Annotated in this window: 10 protein-coding genes; 4 read left to right on the top strand and 6 right to left on the bottom strand. The window is 71.7% G+C overall.

Annotated features, from left to right (window positions below; genetic code table 11):
* Nucleotides 1-304 precede the first annotated feature (304 nt).
* Nucleotides 305-988 carry a DUF6643 family protein gene (locus ACTWQF_RS19485; RefSeq protein WP_443280833.1) on the top strand — a complete coding sequence of 228 codons (684 nt, stop codon included), beginning with the start codon at nucleotides 305-307 and terminating at the stop codon, nucleotides 986-988.
* A gap of 97 nt (nucleotides 989-1,085) precedes the next feature.
* Here ACTWQF_RS19485 and ACTWQF_RS19480 read toward each other — a convergent pair whose 3' ends face one another.
* From ACTWQF_RS19480 to ACTWQF_RS19470, 3 genes are all read right to left on the bottom strand, one after another.
* A complete protein-coding gene (locus tag ACTWQF_RS19480; RefSeq protein ID WP_443246883.1) occupies nucleotides 1,086-1,448 on the bottom strand; it encodes a DUF779 domain-containing protein in 363 nt (120 codons plus the stop codon).
* Entirely contained in the window at nucleotides 1,448-2,971 is a 1,524-nt protein-coding gene (exaC, locus tag ACTWQF_RS19475; protein ID WP_443280831.1) for an acetaldehyde dehydrogenase ExaC, read from the bottom strand. The genes ACTWQF_RS19480 and exaC overlap by 1 nt, the downstream gene beginning before the upstream one ends.
* A 96-nt stretch (nucleotides 2,972-3,067) precedes the next feature.
* A complete protein-coding gene (locus ACTWQF_RS19470; RefSeq protein WP_443280830.1) occupies nucleotides 3,068-4,411 on the bottom strand; it encodes a GAF domain-containing protein in 1,344 nt (447 codons plus the stop codon).
* 150 nt (nucleotides 4,412-4,561) lie between these two features.
* On the opposite strand from ACTWQF_RS19470, the gene ACTWQF_RS19465 reads away from it, so the two are divergent.
* A complete protein-coding gene (locus ACTWQF_RS19465; protein ID WP_443280829.1) occupies nucleotides 4,562-6,946 on the top strand; it encodes a phosphoketolase family protein in 2,385 nt (794 codons plus the stop codon).
* 55 nt (nucleotides 6,947-7,001) lie between these two features.
* Here ACTWQF_RS19465 and ACTWQF_RS19460 read toward each other — a convergent pair whose 3' ends face one another.
* Together ACTWQF_RS19460 and ACTWQF_RS19455 are read right to left on the bottom strand one after the other, a co-directional pair.
* On the bottom strand, nucleotides 7,002-8,387 hold the full coding sequence (locus tag ACTWQF_RS19460) for a family 2B encapsulin nanocompartment shell protein (protein WP_443280828.1): 1,386 nt from the start codon (nucleotides 8,385-8,387) through the stop codon (nucleotides 7,002-7,004).
* Nucleotides 8,388-8,445: 58 nt separating this feature from the next.
* Nucleotides 8,446-9,870 (bottom strand): family 2B encapsulin nanocompartment shell protein, encoded by a 1,425-nt coding sequence (locus ACTWQF_RS19455; RefSeq protein ID WP_443280827.1) that lies wholly within the window; start codon nucleotides 9,868-9,870, stop codon nucleotides 8,446-8,448.
* Nucleotides 9,871-10,455: 585 nt separating this feature from the next.
* Here ACTWQF_RS19455 and ACTWQF_RS19450 point away from each other — a divergent pair.
* Both ACTWQF_RS19450 and ACTWQF_RS19445 read left to right on the top strand, forming a co-directional pair.
* A complete protein-coding gene (locus ACTWQF_RS19450; protein WP_443280825.1) occupies nucleotides 10,456-11,058 on the top strand; it encodes an Rv1733c family protein in 603 nt (200 codons plus the stop codon).
* A 248-nt stretch (nucleotides 11,059-11,306) separates the two neighbouring features.
* Nucleotides 11,307-13,814, top strand: coding sequence for a right-handed parallel beta-helix repeat-containing protein (locus ACTWQF_RS19445; protein WP_443280824.1), 2,508 nt, complete (start codon nucleotides 11,307-11,309; stop codon nucleotides 13,812-13,814).
* On the opposite strand, the gene ACTWQF_RS19440 is transcribed toward ACTWQF_RS19445, so the two are convergent.
* Nucleotides 13,784-16,246, bottom strand: a complete 2,463-nt coding sequence (locus ACTWQF_RS19440) for a hypothetical protein (protein WP_443280823.1) — start codon at nucleotides 16,244-16,246, stop codon at nucleotides 13,784-13,786. The two genes, ACTWQF_RS19445 and ACTWQF_RS19440, sit on opposite strands and share 31 nt — an antisense overlap.
* Nucleotides 16,247-16,441: the final 195 nt, after the last annotated feature.

The following is a 16,441-nucleotide window of genomic DNA, read 5'->3' as shown; positions in this document are numbered from 1 at the left end:
AACGGCTGGTGGGGGCATGGGCGTTCTATGTCCTTGCCGGGGGGCTTATGCTTCTGTCAGCTTCTTCTCCCGCGCGCCCACAAATGGGACAGGCGGGAACAAGCCATGTCCCTGTGCCTGATCAGCCGTCACCGTGATCGGCATGGGGGGTATTCGCCCTGTTCGGGCTCCCCTGCGCGCGCCCTTGGCGCGGCTGTCCCCGATGGGGTGAAAACCGGTTCCTGCCTGCGCTGATGCGGGTGGGGCGTGCGTTCCTTCTGTACCTCTCTAGTGTCGATGCTGATTTTGGGCTTAACTTATGAGCATGACCTCCCCCCGCAGCTCTTATAGCGGCGGCTACTACGCTGCACCGTCCTACCCCGAGACGCCGATCTACGACAGTCTCGTCGCCGAGCGGGGCACGCCGCAGATCGCTCCCATCCGGGTGCCGTCGGCCTATGACACGGGGGGCACGGGCAGCGCACTCGCGGCGCTGCCCCCCGCGCTGCCTTCGGGGCCTGCCGCGCCGCAGCACCAGATGCAGCAGCCCGCCTCCATGCAGCACGCCCCCGCGCCGTCCTACGGCGGCTATCCGGGGCCGGCCATGCCCCAGCCCCAGATGCCCCACCCCGCACAGCAGCAGGCCGCGCCCGCGCCGATGCGGCAGCAGCCGATGCGCCAGGCGCCCGCCGCACTGCCGCCCGGCGGTGGCGGAGCCGGACAGGGCGGACCCGTACCGCTTCAGCACACACCCGCACCGCACATTCCGCAGCAGGCACCGCCGCGCGGCTACGGCTACCCGGGGCCGGGGGGCCCGGCGCAGCAGCAGCCGCCCATGCAGCCGCAGCAGCCGCAGGTCCAGGTGCAGCAGTACCAGCAGCAGCCTGTGCAGAACCAGGCGACGCAGTACATGCGTCCGGTGGCGCCCCGCCCGGCGGCGCCCCGTCCGATGCCGACCCAGTACGAGGACCCCTACGACGGTCACCAGTACCCGGGCCGCGGGTACTGAACAGCCCGGGCGCCGTAGGAACCGCGAACGATGCCGGCGGGCACCGCCGTTGGGGAGACGGCGGTGCCCGAGGTGTCACCGGCGCGGTGTCCGGTTCTCAACTCTCCAGCAGCCGGGACCTGATCAGGAAGCGCACTCCCTCGGGGGCCTCCAGGGAGAAACCGCTGCCCCTGCCCGGGACGACGTCGACGGTCAGATGGGTGTGGCTCCAGTACTTGAACTGGCTCGCCGACATCCAGAACGGCACCGGCTCCGGCACCCCGTCGATCTCCAGCTCACCGAGCAGGATGTCGGAGCTCCCGGTGCGGAACTCGCCGCGTCCGTAGCACATGGGGCTGCTTCCGTCGCAGCAGCCGCCGGACTGGTGGAACATCAGCGGTCCGTGTTTGCCGGTCAGCTCGCGCAGCAGCTCAGCGGCCGCCTCGGTGACGGCGACCCGCTCGGTCCCGCCCGGATCCATCAGAACAGTCCCATTTTCTGCGGGGCGTAGCTGACGAGCAGGTTCTTGGTCTGCTGGTAGTGGTCGAGCATCATCCGGTGGTTCTCGCGGCCGATGCCCGACTGCTTGTAGCCGCCGAAGGCCGCGTGGGCCGGGTAGGCGTGATAGCAGTTCGTCCACACCCGTCCGGCCTGGATGGCGCGGCCTGCGCGGTAGGCGCGGGGGCCGTCCCTGGTCCACACTCCGGCGCCGAGCCCGTAGAGGGTGTCGTTGGCGATCGCGATGGCGTCGTCAAAGTCCTCGAACTCGGTGACGGAGACGACCGGGCCGAAGATCTCCTCCTGGAAGACCCGCATCCGGTTGCTGCCCTCCAGGATGGTGGGCCGGACGTAGTAGCCGCCCTCCAGTTCGCCGCCCAATTCGGCACGGGTGCCGCCGGTGAGTACCCGGGCGCCCTCCTGCCTGCCGATGTCGAGGTAGGAGAGGATCTTCTCGAGCTGGTCGTTGGACGCCTGTGCGCCCACCATGGTGTCGGTGTCCAGCGGGTGGCCCTGCACGATGGCCTCGGTGCGCTCGATGCCCGCGTCCAGGAAGCCGCGGTAGTGGCCGCGCTGGATGAGCGCACGTGAGGGACAGGTGCACACCTCGCCCTGGTTGAGGGCGAACATGGTGAAGCCTTCGAGGGCCTTGTCGTAGAAGTCGTCGCGGTCGGCGGAGACGTCCTCGAAGAAGATGTTGGGGCTCTTGCCGCCCAGCTCCAGGGTGACGGGCTTGAGGTTCTCCGAGGCGTACTGCATGATCAGCCGCCCCGTGGTGGTCTCCCCGGTGAAGGCGACCTTGGCGACGCGGGCGCTGCCGGCCAGTGGCTTGCCCGCCTCGGCGCCGAAGCCGTTGACGATGTTGACGACACCGGGCGGCAGCAGATCGGCCACCAGGCTCATCCAGTAGTGGACGGAGGCCGGGGTCTGCTCGGCGGGCTTGAGGACGACGGCGTTGCCGGCAGCGAGCGCGGGGGCCAGCTTCCAGACCGCCATCAGGATGGGGAAGTTCCAGGGGATGATCTGCGCGACCACGCCCAGCGGTTCGTGGAAGTGGTAGGCGACGGTGTCCTCGTCGAGTTGGGAGAGCGTGCCCTCCTGGGAGCGGATCGCGGCGGCGAAGTAACGGAAGTGGTCGATGGCCAGCGGGATGTCGGCGGCCAGCGTCTCGCGGATCGGCTTGCCGTTCTCCCAGCTCTCGGCGACGGCAAGCTCCTCCAGGTGCGCCTCCATACGCTGCGCGATCTGGTTGAGGAGCTGGGCGCGCTCGGCGGGTGGCGTACGGCCCCAGCCGGGTGCTGCCTCGTGGGCCGCGTCGATGGCACGCTCGACGTCCTCGGCGGTGCCGCGGGCGATCTCCGTGAAGGGCCGGCCCGTCACCGGGGTGGGGTTCTCGAAGTATCCGCCCTGTTTCGGGGCGACATAGCTGCCGCCGATCCAGTGGTCGTAGCGCGGCTGGTAGCTCATCAGCGCGCCGTCGGTTCCCGGTGCGGCGTAGCGGCTCATTGCTGTGCCTCCCTGTGCTCGGCGTACAGGTGTCCTCGCCTGTACTCGGCGTACTCGGCCGCCGCCTGTCGGTCGGCGGGCGAGGTTGCCGGGAGGCTAGTTCCGGGAACGTTGCGGATACGTTGCGCGCCGGCCTCCCTGGCCGGGCGGAACGTCGGGCGGTAACAGGCCGTATGCGTCCCGCAGTTCGCGTACGCGTGCCGTCGTCTGAGGGGTGGGACGTACGGCGTGCAGGGTCTCCCACACCTCCAGGTCCTCCTCCCCCGCTGCCGTGCACAGCCAGCTCTCCAGCAGCCGTGCGTCGGGGCGGGTGAGCAGGCGGCGGCGCAGGCGCTGTTCCAGCAGCCTGCGCAGCCGTACGACACCCGGTGCCTCGGAGCCGGGAAGCAGCGGGCCGCTGTACGCGTCGAGAGCGGCGGCGGGTTCGTCCGCGGCGAGCGCGTCGGCGACCGTGTCGTAGTCGGTGTGCGGGCGGTCCCGCAGCCGGTAGGGGCGGGAGTCCAGCAGAGGACCCAGCAGGTGCCGCAGCCGGGAGAGTTCGGCGCGCAGGGTGACAGGGTGGACGTCGCGCTCGCCGTACAGTTCACGGGCGAGTGCTTCGCCGGTCAGCCCGTCGGGGTGGGCCGCGAGCAGCAGCAGGATCTCGCTGTGCCGCCGCCCGAGCCGCAGCGGGCCCCCGGCGGCGCGGGTTTCCGGGGTGTGCAGCAGCGCCTCGTCCCGCCCGAGCACGGCGAGCGTGCAGCCGTGCGGCGGTACCGGTGCGCCGCCCGCGGTGGGCGCCGGTTCCAGCGCGGCCAGCCGCGCCTCGGCAGCGCGGGCGGTGGCCTGGACGAGGGCGAGGCTGTGCGGCGAGGCGAGGTGGTCGCCGCCGGTGAGGTCGACGGCGCCGATGAGGCGCCCGGTGCGCGGGTCGTGGAGGGGTGCCGCGGCGCAGGTCCAGGACTGTACGGGGCGGCAGTAGTGCTCGGCGGCGAAGATCTGGACGGCGTGGTCGACGGCGAGCGCGGTACCGGGTGCGTTGGTGCCGCTGGCGCGCTCGGCCCACTGGGCGCCGGGGACGAAGTTCATCCGCTCGGCGCGGCGCAGCACCTGCGGATGGCCCTCCACCCACAGCATGGTGCCGCGCTCGTCGCAGACGGACAGCAGGTGGGCGCCGTCGTCGGCGATGGTGCCCAGCAGCTCGCGGAAGAGCGGCATCGCGCGGGCGAGGGGGTGGGTCTCGCGGCGCAGGGCGAGCCCGGCGTCGTCCATCTCGACCCCGGCCATGCTCTCGGGGCCCAGCCGTGCCCCGGCACAGCGGCGCCAGGAGTCGGCCACCACCTCGCGGACGGGCGCGGCGATGGGCCCGCCGGTCAGGAACCGTTCGTGAGCGCGGCGCAGCTGCCCGGCCCGCTCGGCCGCGTCGGCGCCCGCTTCGAGCGCCAGCCATGGATTGCGCACCCCGTCATCGTGCAGTGCGCGTGGGCGGCAGACAACGGCTCCGGCACGGTATCGCCCCCACTGACCACGGTTCGCCCACCTGACCCGGTACCGGCCACCTTGCCGGGGATCACGGGTGTCGGAACCGGCCCGTCCTGGTACCCATCCGGCATGCCGGAACACGAGTCCCTCACCGACCGCGAGGCCGAGGCGCTGGACGCACACTGGCGTGCCCTCAACTACCTCTCGGCCTGCCAGCTGTATCTGCGTGCCAACCCCCTGCTGCGCGAGCCGCTGCGGCCCGAGCACATCAAGCTGCGGCTGCTGGGCCACTGGGGCACCTGTCCCGGTCTCACTCTCGTGTACACCCATCTGAACCGGCTGATCAGCGAGCGCGGGCAGCGCGCGATGAGCGTGTGGGGGCCAGGCCACGGGGCGGCTGCCGTGCTGTCGGGCACGTGGCTGGAGGGCAGCTACCAGGAGCTGCGGCCGGACGTGCCGCGGAACGCGGCCGGCATGGAGCGGCTCTTCGCGGAGTTCTCCCAGCCGGGCGGTATTCCCAGCCATACGGCGCCGAGCGTTCCGGGGTCGATCCAGGAGGGCGGGGAGCTGGGCTACGCGCTGGCGCATGCCTACGGTGCCGCGTTCGACAATCCGGACCTGCTGGTGTGTGCGGTCGTCGGGGACGGCGAGGCGGAGACGGGTCCGCTGGCCGCCTCCTGGCACGCGAACAAGTTCCTGGACCCGTTGCACGACGGCGCTGTGCTGCCGGTGCTGCATCTGAACGGCTACAAGATCGCGAACCCGACGGTGCTGTCCCGGCTGCCGGAGGAGGAGCTGTACTCGCTGATGCGCGGCTACGGCTACGACCCGCTCTTCGTCACGGCGGAGCAGGACACCCCGCCGCTGCAGGCTCACCGTGCGCTGGCCGGAGCCTTCGACGCGGCAGCGGACCGGATCGGCACCATCCAGCGCACGGCACGCTTGGGCGACGCCGACAGTGGGCGGCCGCGCTGGCCGATGGTGGTGCTGCGTACGCCCAAGGGCTGGTCGGGCCCACGGGAGCTGGACGGGGAGCCGGTGGAGGGCACCTGGCGCTCCCACCAGCTACCCCTGCCGGGAGTACGGGACGATCCGGACCGGCTGCGGCAACTGGAGCGGTGGCTGCGCTCGTACGGTCCCGAGGAGCTGTTCGACCAGGACGGCAGGCCGCGGCCCGAGGTGCTGGCGTGTGTGCCCGAGGGTGACCTGCGGCTGGGTTCCGTCCCGGAGGCGAACGGCGGTCGGCTGCTGCGTGAGCTGCCGCTGCCCCCGCTGGAGTCGTACGCGGTGCCGGTGGAGCGGCCCGGTGCCGGGGCGCACGAGCCGACACGGGTGCTCGGTGAGCTGCTGAAGGGGCTGCTGGCGGCCACCGAGGAGTGCCGCGACTTCCGGCTGTTCGGCCCGGACGAGACGGACTCCAACCACCTTGCCGCCGTCTACGGCGCCTCGGACCGCGGCTGGCAGGCCGAACTGCTGCGTACGGACACGCACCTGGGCCGGCACGGCCGGGTGCTCGAGGTGCTCTCCGAGCACCTGTGCCAGGGCTGGCTGGAGGGGTACGTACTGACCGGAAGGAACGGGCTGTTCGCTTCCTACGAGGCGTTCGCCAACCTGGTCGCGAGCATGGCGGCGCAGCATGTGAAGTGGGTGCACAGCGCCCGGGAGGTGTCGTGGCGGCGGCCCGTCGCCGCGCTCAACTATCTGCTCACCTCGCACGCCTGGCGCCAGGACCACAACGGCTTCTCGCACCAGGACCCCGGCTTCATCGACCATGTCCTGAGCAAGAGCCCGGACGTGGTGCGGGTCTATCTGCCGCCGGACACCAACACCCTGCTGTGCGTGGCCGATCACGCGCTGCGGACCCGGGACACGGTGAACGTGGTGGTGGCGGGCAAGCACCCCTGCTTCGACTGGCTGGATCTCGACCAGGCACGGGCGCACTGTGCGCGCGGCCTGGGGGTGTGGGAGTGGGCCGGTACCGAGCGCGGCGACACCGGGCCCGACGTGGTGCTCGCCTGCGCGGGGGACGTGCCCACCCACGAGACGCTGGCCGCCGCCTCGCTGCTGCGCGAGTGGCTGCCCCAGCTGGCGGTTCGGGTGGTCAACGTGGTGGACATGGCGCGGCTGATGAGCCCCACCGAGCACCCGCACGGGCTGAGCGACGCGGAGTTCGACACCGTCTTCACCAAGGACCGGCCGGTGATCTTCGCGTACCACGGCTATCCGTGGCTGGTGCACCGGCTGACCTACTCCCGGGCGGTGCACCAGCAGCTGGCGGTACGCGGCTACCGCGAGTCCGGCTCGACGACGACGCCGTTCGACATGGTGGTGCGCAACGGCATGGACCGCTACCACCTGGTGATGGACGTGATCGACCGGACGAAGGGGCTCGGCGCCCGAGCGGCGAGCGTCCGGCAGCGTGCGGCCGACCTGCGGCGGCGGCACCGGGCGTACGTGGTCGAGCACGGCACCGACATGCCGGAAGTCACCGACTGGCGCTGGCCCGGCCGGTGACCTCCGGTGACTCCAGGAGTCCGGCCCCTGCTTCGATGGGCCGGACCGTCCTGGGTCAGACCTCGACGTCCTCCAGGATGCCGAGCGCGTCGGGCACCAGCACGGCGGCCGAGAAGTAGACGCTGACGAGGTACGAGATCAGGGCCCGGTCGTCGATGCCCATGAAGCGGACGTTGAGACTGGGCTGGATCTCGTCGGGGATTCCCGTCTGGTGCAGCCCGATGACGCCCTGGTCCTCCGCCCCGGTGCGCATGGCCAGCACCGAGGTGGTGCCGTCCGCGCGTACCGGGATCTTGTCGCAGGGCAGCAGCGGGATGCCGCGCCAGGCGACGGCCCTGCTGCCCTCGACCTGGGTCTGTTCGGGGTAGATGCCGCGCTTGCTGCACTCGCGGCCGATGGCGGCGATGGCACGCGGATGCGCCAGCAGATAGCGGGTCTTGCGGCGGCGTGAGATCAGTTCGTCCAGGTCCTCGGGGGTGGGCGGGCCCGAACGGGCGCGGATGCGCTGGCTGAGATCGGCGTTGTACAGCAGCCCGAACTCGCGACTGTTGACGAGCTCGTTCTCCTGGCGCTCACGCAGCGCTTCGATGGTGAGCCGCAGCTGCTCCTGCACCTGGTTCATCGGGTCGTTGTAGATGTCCGCGACCCGGCTGTGCACCCTGAGCACGGTCTGTGCGACGGCCAGTTCGTACTCGCGCGGGCTCAGTTCGTAGTCGACGAAGGTGCCCGGCAGCAGCTGCTCGCCGATGTGTCCGGAGGCCAGCGCGATATCGGCCTCGCCGCGCCGGTTCTGCGCGGGGACGGAGCGGGAGAGCACCGCGTCGAGGTGGTCGCGCAGCGGCGGGGAGGCGTCCGCGGTCTGCCGGAACGTGCTGCGCGGCAGCGCGAGAACGGTGCAGCGTGTGGTGGCCCGCAGGGTGTACTCCCACCTGCCGGGCTCCGGGGTGAGGATCTGGTCACCGGCGTGGTCGCCGTCCGCGATGACGCCGAGTTCGATTTCCTCGTCGTACTGTCCCGCCGCCTGCTTGACGACCCGGCCGTGCGCGATCAGCAGCAGCTCGTCGGCCGGTTCGCCGCGGGTGGCCAGTGCGTCGCCGGGCGCGTACTCACGCTGGGTGAACCCGTCGGCCAGGGCGCGCAGTGCCGACTCGTCCTCCAGACCGCGCAGCAGGGGGATCTCCCGCAGCTCGGCCGGGATGACGCTGACGTCGGCGCCGGTGGAGACGAACTCGATCCTGCCGTCGCCCAGGGTGTGGGTGAGCCGCCGGTTGACGCGGTAGGTACCGCCGGTGGTCTCGGTCCAGGGCAGCACTCGCAGCAGCCAGCGAGGGGAGATCCCCTGCATCTGCGGCGGCGTCTTGGTCGTGGTGGTGAGCTTGCGCGCGGCCGCTGTGGAGAGGCTGGAGCGGTCCTGCTGGGCTTCTTCGGGGTGCGTCGTCATCTGTCGCCAGTTCCTGGTGGTTCCGACTGCCTGTTTCGTGGTGTTCGACGGCTCTGCGTCAGTGCCCGATCTCGACGTCCTCGAGAATTCCGAGTGCGTCGGGCACGAGTACGGCAGCGGAGTAGTAAGCACTCACCAGGTAGGACATAACTGCCTTTTCGTTGATGCCCATGAAGCGAACCGAAAGGCTCGGGCTGTACTCGTCGGGAATTCCCGTCTGGTGCAGTCCGACGACCCCCTGCGCCTTTTCTCCGGTACGCATCGCCAGGACGGAGGTGCTGCCCTGCGGGCTGACCGGGATCTTGTTGCAGGGCAGGACGGGGACGCCGCGCCAGGCGGGCACGGAGTGGCCCTCGTAGTCGACGGACTGGGGGTAGAGGCCGCGCCTGCTGAACTCACGGCCGATCGCGGCGATCGCCTTGGGGTGGGCCAGGATGACGCTGGGGTCCTTCCATACGGTGGCCAGCAGCTCGTCCAGGTCGTCCGGGGTGGGCGGGCCGGAACGGGTGTGGATGCGCTGCTTCATATCGGCGTTGTGCAGCAGTCCGATCTGTCGGTTGTTGACGAGCTCGTTCTCCTGGCGCTCGCGCAGCGCCTCGATGGTGAGCCGCAGTTGCTCCTCGAGCTGGTTCATCGGGTGGTTGTACAGGTCGGCGACCCTGGTGTGGACGCGCAGCACGGTCTGGGCGACTTCCAGTTCGTACTCGCGCGGGCTGAGCTCGTAGTCGACGAACGTGCCGGGCAGTGCCGGCTCGCCCACATGCCCCGAGGCCAGCTCGATCGCGGACTCGCCGTTCTCCGTGCGCTGGGACGGGATCAGGGAACGAATGCTCGCCAGGTGGGCGCGGAGGGAGTCGGAGTCGGCCAGGACGGCATCGAAGGCGCGCCGCTCCAGGGTGAGGACAGTGCCGCTGGTGAGCGAGGTGAGGGTGTGGTCCCAGGTGCCGGACTGCCCGGTCAGCCGGTCGTCGCCGACGAAGTCGCCGTCCGCTAGCACGCCCTGGGTGATGTCCTCGTCGTACCTGCCGCGGATGGACTGGCGCAGCTTGCCGTGCGCGATCAGCACCAGCCGGTCCGCAGGCTGCCCCTCCTCGACGATCACTTCACCGGGGCGGAAGTCGCGCTGCTCGCACCGGGCGGCGAGAGCCTCCAGGACCTCGCGGTCCTCGTAACCACGCAGCGTCGGCAGCTCCGAGAGCTCCAGCGGGATGACCCGGACCTCGGAACCGGTGGAGACGAACTCGACGCGGCCGTCACCGAGGGTGTGGCTCAGCCGCCGGTTCACCCGGAAGGTGCCACCGGTCACCTGCACCCACGGCAGGACCCGCAGCAGCCACCGCGAGGTGATCCCCTGCATCTGCGGGGGCGTCTTCGTGGTGGTCGCGAGATTCCGTGCCGCCGCTGTGGCGAGGCTCTGCTGCGTCTGTTCGGACGCCTGCTCCGCGCTCTCGTTACCGGAATTCCGCTCCGCCGCAGTCGTCATCCGACACCGCCAATCCTCGTGATCATCTGTCAATTCACATGCCGCGGCTCGAAGCTAGGTGAGGTCCATGACCCGCGGCAATCGCTCAAAAGATGACGCCGCTCTCCGAATGCCCGCGCGATTTCCGGGGTAAAGGCCCCGCCGACTCCCGTTCGATTCACCGACGGTGACGAAATTCCGGCCGTCCTCACCATGTGCGACGTTTCCAGTGCGGTGCGCGCCACCGCCCCCTACGGAACCCACCACCACCATGCGTGGGCGCGCCGGGGGGCGCACAGGCGCCAGGTCTGCGCCCGCTGTCCGACACCGGAAGTCCACTCGGTAAACTCGGCGGATCACGAGGGGGAACGAAGCGAGCCTGCGGAGTGGAAAGGGACCCACGGACGAGCCCACGGACCACGAAAGAGTGCGCCCGAACCACCATGCCCCGCGCCTCGACCAGGTGCAGGCCGGGCCATCCGGACCAGGCCCCGATGTCCGGCACACCGATCACAAATCGGTGACTTTTAGGCTCTTCGGCCCTTCTCGTGCATGCACCGAGCCCGATGAGGTACGTAAGGGACGGCGAGAAGGGGGTGAGCAGCGGTGCGCACTGTTGTCGGCCTGTGGCGCTGGCGCGGAAATCCGCTGTGCCGCCGAACCGACCGCCGTGAGGCATGGCTGACCCTGTGCGCTGCGCTGCTGGTTGTCCTGGGCACACCGCTGGCGGGCTGGGGCGCGGCGGAAGCCGCCCATGAGGCGCTGCTTCACACGGCCCAGGAGCAGCGGGACCAAAGACAGCGGATCTGGGCGACGGTCGAGCACGTGACTGTTCTCCCGCCGCTGGACTCCGAGAGGGAGGCCGCCGCCGGTGCCCCGAACCGCAACCGGGTCACGGCGCACTGGACCGGGCCCGACGGCAGCCGGCACACAGGCGTCCTCGTGCTGCGTCATCCCGTGGAGGCCGGCAGCCGCTTCCCTGTGTGGGCCGATACGCACGGCCGTCTGACGTCCCGTCCGATGAGTGTGCGCAGCGCCGGCTCGTACTCGCTGCTGGCAGGGCTGGCCGGCGCCGCCTGCACCGCCGGGGTGCTGGAGGCCGGGCGCCGGACCGCCGTACGGCTGCTGCTGCGGCGCCGGTATGCGCGTTGGGACGAGGAGTGGGGGCGTATCGGTCCCGACTGGGGCCGCACCGGCACCAGCAGCTGACGGGCGCTCGCGGTTCCGCGGGTTCCGAATCGGTCTCCCGAAAGGATTCCGAAGCGACTCCGAGGGGGTTCCGAACGGGGTTCCGAAGGGTGCCGGAGCGGTGTCCGTGCCGGTCACTCGGTTGGACCCGTCAACGCCGACCACCAGCGCACGCTACGGTGGTGCGGCCAGCACGAACGACGCACCCGGCGTTCCGTGCGACAGGCGTAACGCATCTTGGCACGCACGAGGTTGGGGCACAGCACTCCATGGCACAGGGCTCGGTCCAGGTGACGCACAGCGGCACGTCGCGGTGGCGGCGACGCACGGGCGAATACGCGTCGTTGTCCGCCGCGCTGGAGGCGGCGGGCGACGGTGACGTACTCACCGTGGCTCCGGGCACCTACCGGGAGAACCTCGTCATCGAACGCATGGTGACCGTGCGCGGCCCGGAGCGGGGCGGCTCCGGGCCTGTGCGTATCGCGCCCGCTGACGGGGTGGCGCTGACCGTACGGGCCGCCGCGCTCGTCCAGGACCTCCAGGTCGAGGGCCAGGACTCGGCCGTACCCGCTGTACTGGTGGAGGACGCGGCCCCGGAGCTGGCCGGGCTGCGCGTGATGACCCGCTCGGCTTCGGGGATCGAGGTACGCGGCGGCGCCCGGCCCACGGTGCGGCGCTGCACCGTGGACAATCCGGCCGGGATCGGCCTGAGCATCACCGGCGGGGCGAGTGGGGTCTACGAGGAGTGCGAGGTGGTGGCCGCCGGTCAGTCCGGCGTCCTGGTGCGGGACGGCGCACGTCCGCGCCTCGCGCACTGCCGGGTGCACCTCGCCTCGGGGGCAGGTATCGCGCTGCAGGGCGAGGGCAGCACGCTGGAGGCGCTCGACTGCGAGGTGTACGAGATCAAAGGCAGCGGGCTGCGCGTCGCGGCGCGCGCCAGCGGTCACTTCACCGACTGCCGGGTGCACCGCACCTCGGCCGACGGCGTCACCCTGGAGGCCGACGCCGTGCTCACCCTCGCCGACTGCGACATCCACGACATCCCGGAGAACGCGGTCGATCTGCGATCCCGCTCCGTGCTGACGCTGACCCGCTCCAAAGTGCGCCGCTTCGGCCGCAACGGCCTGTCGGTATGGGACCCGGGCACCCGTGCGGACGCCAACGGCTGCGAGATACACGAGAGTACGGGCGACTATCCGGCGGTGTGGGTCAGCGACGGTGCCACCGCCGTGCTGGACAGCTGCCGGGTGCACTCGGTGCCGGACGCGCTGTTCGTCCTCGACCGGGGCTCCCGCGCCGACGTGCTCGACAGCGATCTCTCCCAGGTGCGCGGTACCGCCGTCTCGGTGAGCGACGGTGCCGTCGTTCAGCTGGACGACTGCCGGATCAGCAAGGCGGCCACCGGTGCCTGGTTCCGCGACCACGGCAGCGGCGGGGTGCTCAACGGCTGCACCATCGACCAGGCGTCGACCGGTGTCATCGTCACCAAGGGCGCGGACCCCACCATCGAGCGCTGCACGGTGAGCGGCGCCGGCGAGGCGGGGTTCTATGTGTCCGCCGAGGGGCGCGGGACGTTCCACAACTGCCGGGTGACCGGCTCGCGCGGCTACGGGTTCCACGTAATCGACGGCTGCCGCACCACGCTGCGCCGCTGCCGTACCGAGCGGTGCACCCGCGGCGGCTACGAGTTCGCCGAAGAGGGTCCGACAGTCGAGGACTGCACCAGCGACGAGAGCGCGACGGCTGTGACCGCGCTGTCCGCCGCCGCCAGTGCCGCCACCCCCTCGCCCGGGTCCGCAGCCGACGGGTCCGGAGACGGCTCGACCGGGCTGCTGACCGCGCAGGCCGCACTCCCCCGGCAACGTTCGGGCAGCTCATCGGCCGCGCCTGCACTCGCCGCACCGACGGGCGGCACCACCGCGCCGGGCGACGGCACGTCCGGCGCGGAGACCGGCGAGGACGCACCGCGCCCGGCCAAGGAGGTGCTGGGCGAACTCGACGCGCTGGTCGGGCTGGAGGGCGTCAAGCGCGAGGTCCGGGCGCTCACCGACATGATCGAGGTCGGCCGCAGGCGGCAGCGCGCGGGGCTCAAGGCGGCGTCCGCGCGGCGGCACCTGGTCTTCACCGGCTCGCCGGGCACCGGCAAGACCACCGTGGCCCGCCTCTACGGCGAGATCCTGCACGCCCTCGGTGTGCTGCGGCGCGGCCACCTGGTGGAGGTCTCCCGCGTCGACCTGGTGGGCGAGCACATCGGTTCGACGGCGATCCGCACCCAGGAGGCGTTCGAGCGGGCCAAGGGCGGTGTGCTGTTCATCGACGAGGCGTACGCGCTCGCCCCGCAGGACTCGGGCCGCGACTTCGGCCGGGAGGCCATCGACACGCTGGTGAAGCTGATGGAGGACCACCGCGACGACGTGGTGGTCATCGTGGCGGGCTACACGACCGAGATGGAGCACTTCCTGGCCGCCAACCCGGGCGTGGCCTCCCGCTTCTCCCGCACCATCACCTTCGGCGACTACGCGCCGGAGGAACTGCTGCGCATCGTGGAGCAGCAGGCCGACGAGCATGAGTACCACCTGGGCGAAGGCGCGCGGCAGGCGCTGCTCGGCTACTTCACGCGGCTGCCGAAGGGCCCCTCGTTCGGTAACGGCCGTACGGCACGGCAGACGTTCGAGGCGATGGTCGAGCGGCACGCGGGCCGGGTCGCGCAGCTGCCCGACCCGAGCACCGAGGACCTCACCCTGCTCTATCCGTCGGACCTGCCGGGCTCCGACTGACCGGCCCGGACCCACGATCCGTTCTCCGACCGGTTCGGCCGGGGCTCGGGCTGCCGCGGCACACCCCCCGGATGCTTGTGGAGCCGCCGGGAGCGGGCCTTGAGGCGGGCAAGCAGTCCGGCGCGTTCCTCGGCGAAGGCCGGGTCGGCCTGGTAGTCGCCGTGCGCCAGGATCGGCTCCGGAAGGGGCAGTTCGCAGGTGCGGCCGTAGACGAGGGGGTCGTGGAGCGGGCCGCGGTCCACGCCACGGCACTCCTCGGGCGGGCCGGGCTCGGGGGCGTCGGCGGTCTCGGGCCGGACGGGGCCGCCGATCGGGTCGGTCAGCCGCCACAGGTTGCGCCAGCACCCCAGGCCGTCGTGGAGCGCCGCGAGCCGGTGCGGCCCGAAGTAGGCGGGGAACCAGCGCCCGTAGAGCCGCTCCAGCGGTGAGCCGTAGGTGAGCAGCGCGATCTGGCGGCGGGTGTCGGGGTCCAGCTGCCAGACGGCTGCGGCGGCCAGGACGCTGCCCTGCGAGTGGCCGGAGATCACCAGTTGCCGCTCCGGTTGCCCGCGGGTCCACATCGCCATCCGCCAGGCCAGGTCGGGCACGGCGCGCTCGGCGTAGCAGGGCGGCGCGAACGGGTGGGCGCTGCGCGGCCAGAAGGTGCCCACGTCCCACAGGATGCCAATGGTGCGGCGGGCCGAGGCGTCCTTGTAGGCGCGGCGGCTCCAGGCGAGCAGCAGCACGAAGGCGAAGCCGACCAGCCAGGAGCCGAGCGCCTGCACGGTGTCGGCGAACCCGGCGACGATGTCGGGGGCGCCGTCGGTCGCCTCCCCGGGCACCTTTCCGGTTCCCATGGTGCCGACCACGGCCCCGCCGCCCAGGACGAGCGTGGCGGCGGCGACGGTCGCGACCAGCCAGGGTGCCCGGTCGGTGAGTCCGGCCCGGGCGATCGCCGACGCGATCCGGCGGGACCGGGACTCGTCGGGCACGACGCCGGGATAGCCGGCCGCCACGTCGCCGGTGAGCCGCCGTGCGTCACGCCATACGCGGAAGGCGAACCAGCAGGCCAGGAGCAGCACCAGGGCGAGCAGTACGGGGATGATGGACGCCTGCCAGGTGAGCACGGTGGGCGGACCGTCGATGTCGCCGCCGCCCTGACCCGGTGTGCCGGGCCCGTCCAGCCAGTCGCCGACCCGCTGCGAGACGCCGCCGGAGAGCAGGCCGCCCAGTGCGCAGGCGAGCATGCCGACGGCGGCGGAGGCCAGCCCGCCCAGCGCGGTACGGGACAGCCGCGTGATGCGGTGCAGCCGCAGTCCGAGAACGCCGAGCACGACCACGAGCGTGCCCTGGAGCACCGCGATGACGCTGAACGTCTCGTCGCCCGGGAGCGTCCCGCTGGAGGTCCAGCCGGGACGGCTCCAGCCGCTGTGCACGACAGCGAGCAGCAACAGGGCGAGGGAGGCGCCGGGCAGCGCGCGTACGGCGAGGGTGTCGGCATCCTGGTCCGGCTCGCTCTCCTTGCGACCCCTGCGGCAGACGACGAACAGCACCCAGGCGGCACCGGCGAGCACCAGCCCCTCCAGGAGCCAGCCGCAGACGTTGAGCACGGCGTTGCCGCCGGGAGCGCGGTCGTGGCGGGTGGAGGCGGCGGTGAGTGCGGCGGCGACGGTCAGGAACCCGACGGCGGTGTGCGCGGCCCGCAGCCGGGCGACGAGGCGCTTGCCGTACCAGAAGCCGGGCAGCGACAGCGGCGGTCGCCCGTCGGCTGCCGGGGCGTCCTCCGGGACGGCGCGCTCCAGCGGCGGCTGGGACTCGTACGCGCTCCAGGTGCGGTGCGAGAGCCACCACAGCAGCGCCGTCACAGCAGTGGGCAGCACGGCGGCCAGTGCCAGCCTGCGGCCAGGCTGGCTCCACCAGCCGCCGGGGTCGCCGGGGTCCTGCGGTGCTGTCATGAAGGCGAGCCAGGACCGGTCTTGTCCGCAGCGCGCGGCTCCGGCGCACTGCCAGGCGATGAGGTCCAGTGCGACCTCGCAGACGGCGGCGACCAGCAGCACCGTCAAGGAGAGCGCGATCAGCCGGACCAGGAGGCCGTGCAGCCGCACGGTGCGGCAGCGGCCGTGGGAGGCGGGCCGGGTCCAGTGCGCGAGGTTGGCCACCATGAACGGCAGCAGGATCAGCCACAGGGCGCGGGCCCCGTTGCCCGAGGTGAGGTTCGACCAGCAGTACGCCTCCGGGACCGGCCTGCCCGCATGGTCCGCAGGGTGCCGCTCGGCGTCCTTGTCGTCGGTGCGGCGGTGGACCGCCGCCGTGCTGTCCCCCGTGACGCGCACGGTACGCGCGTCGCCGAGCATCTCGGCGGGAGTGGTTCCCCCCACTCCGTGTACGAGCAGTTCGAGCGCGAGTCCCGGCCCTTTTCCGGGCGCGCCATTAGGTGCGTGGTCTGACGGCACTGTGCTTCCCCCGAGTCCCCCGAACGGTCTGTCAGCTAGGTGTCAGCTACGTAGAGACAGCATCACCGCCCGGCCCGCCGCTGTGCCAGTCCCTCAAGGGTGAAGGTGGGGTGCGGAGTGCTCGGTCGTGACAGCGGCGCACCCGTTGTGCGCGTGCGAGGATGGCCCCACCGGCGGCCTCCCCCACAGCCCTCG

This window comes from Streptomyces sp. 8N114 (assembly GCF_052245835.1).
In the GTDB taxonomy this organism is placed as follows: Bacteria; Actinomycetota; Actinomycetes; order Streptomycetales; family Streptomycetaceae; genus Streptomyces.
This window is presented reverse-complemented; position numbering and strand designations above follow the sequence as displayed.

Coding starts and splice junctions, on each gene's coding strand:
- ACTWQF_RS19460 (WP_443280828.1), bottom strand. CDS start 8,387: ATGACGACGCACCCCGAAGAAGCCCAGCAGGACCGCTCCAGCCTCTCC.
- ACTWQF_RS19465 (WP_443280829.1), top strand. CDS start 4,562: ATGCCGGAACACGAGTCCCTCACCGACCGCGAGGCCGAGGCGCTGGAC.
- ACTWQF_RS19455 (WP_443280827.1), bottom strand. CDS start 9,870: ATGACGACTGCGGCGGAGCGGAATTCCGGTAACGAGAGCGCGGAGCAG.
- ACTWQF_RS19445 (WP_443280824.1), top strand. CDS start 11,307: ATGGCACAGGGCTCGGTCCAGGTGACGCACAGCGGCACGTCGCGGTGG.
- ACTWQF_RS19485 (WP_443280833.1), top strand. CDS start 305: ATGACCTCCCCCCGCAGCTCTTATAGCGGCGGCTACTACGCTGCACCG.
- exaC (WP_443280831.1), bottom strand. CDS start 2,971: ATGAGCCGCTACGCCGCACCGGGAACCGACGGCGCGCTGATGAGCTAC.
- ACTWQF_RS19480 (WP_443246883.1), bottom strand. CDS start 1,448: ATGGATCCGGGCGGGACCGAGCGGGTCGCCGTCACCGAGGCGGCCGCT.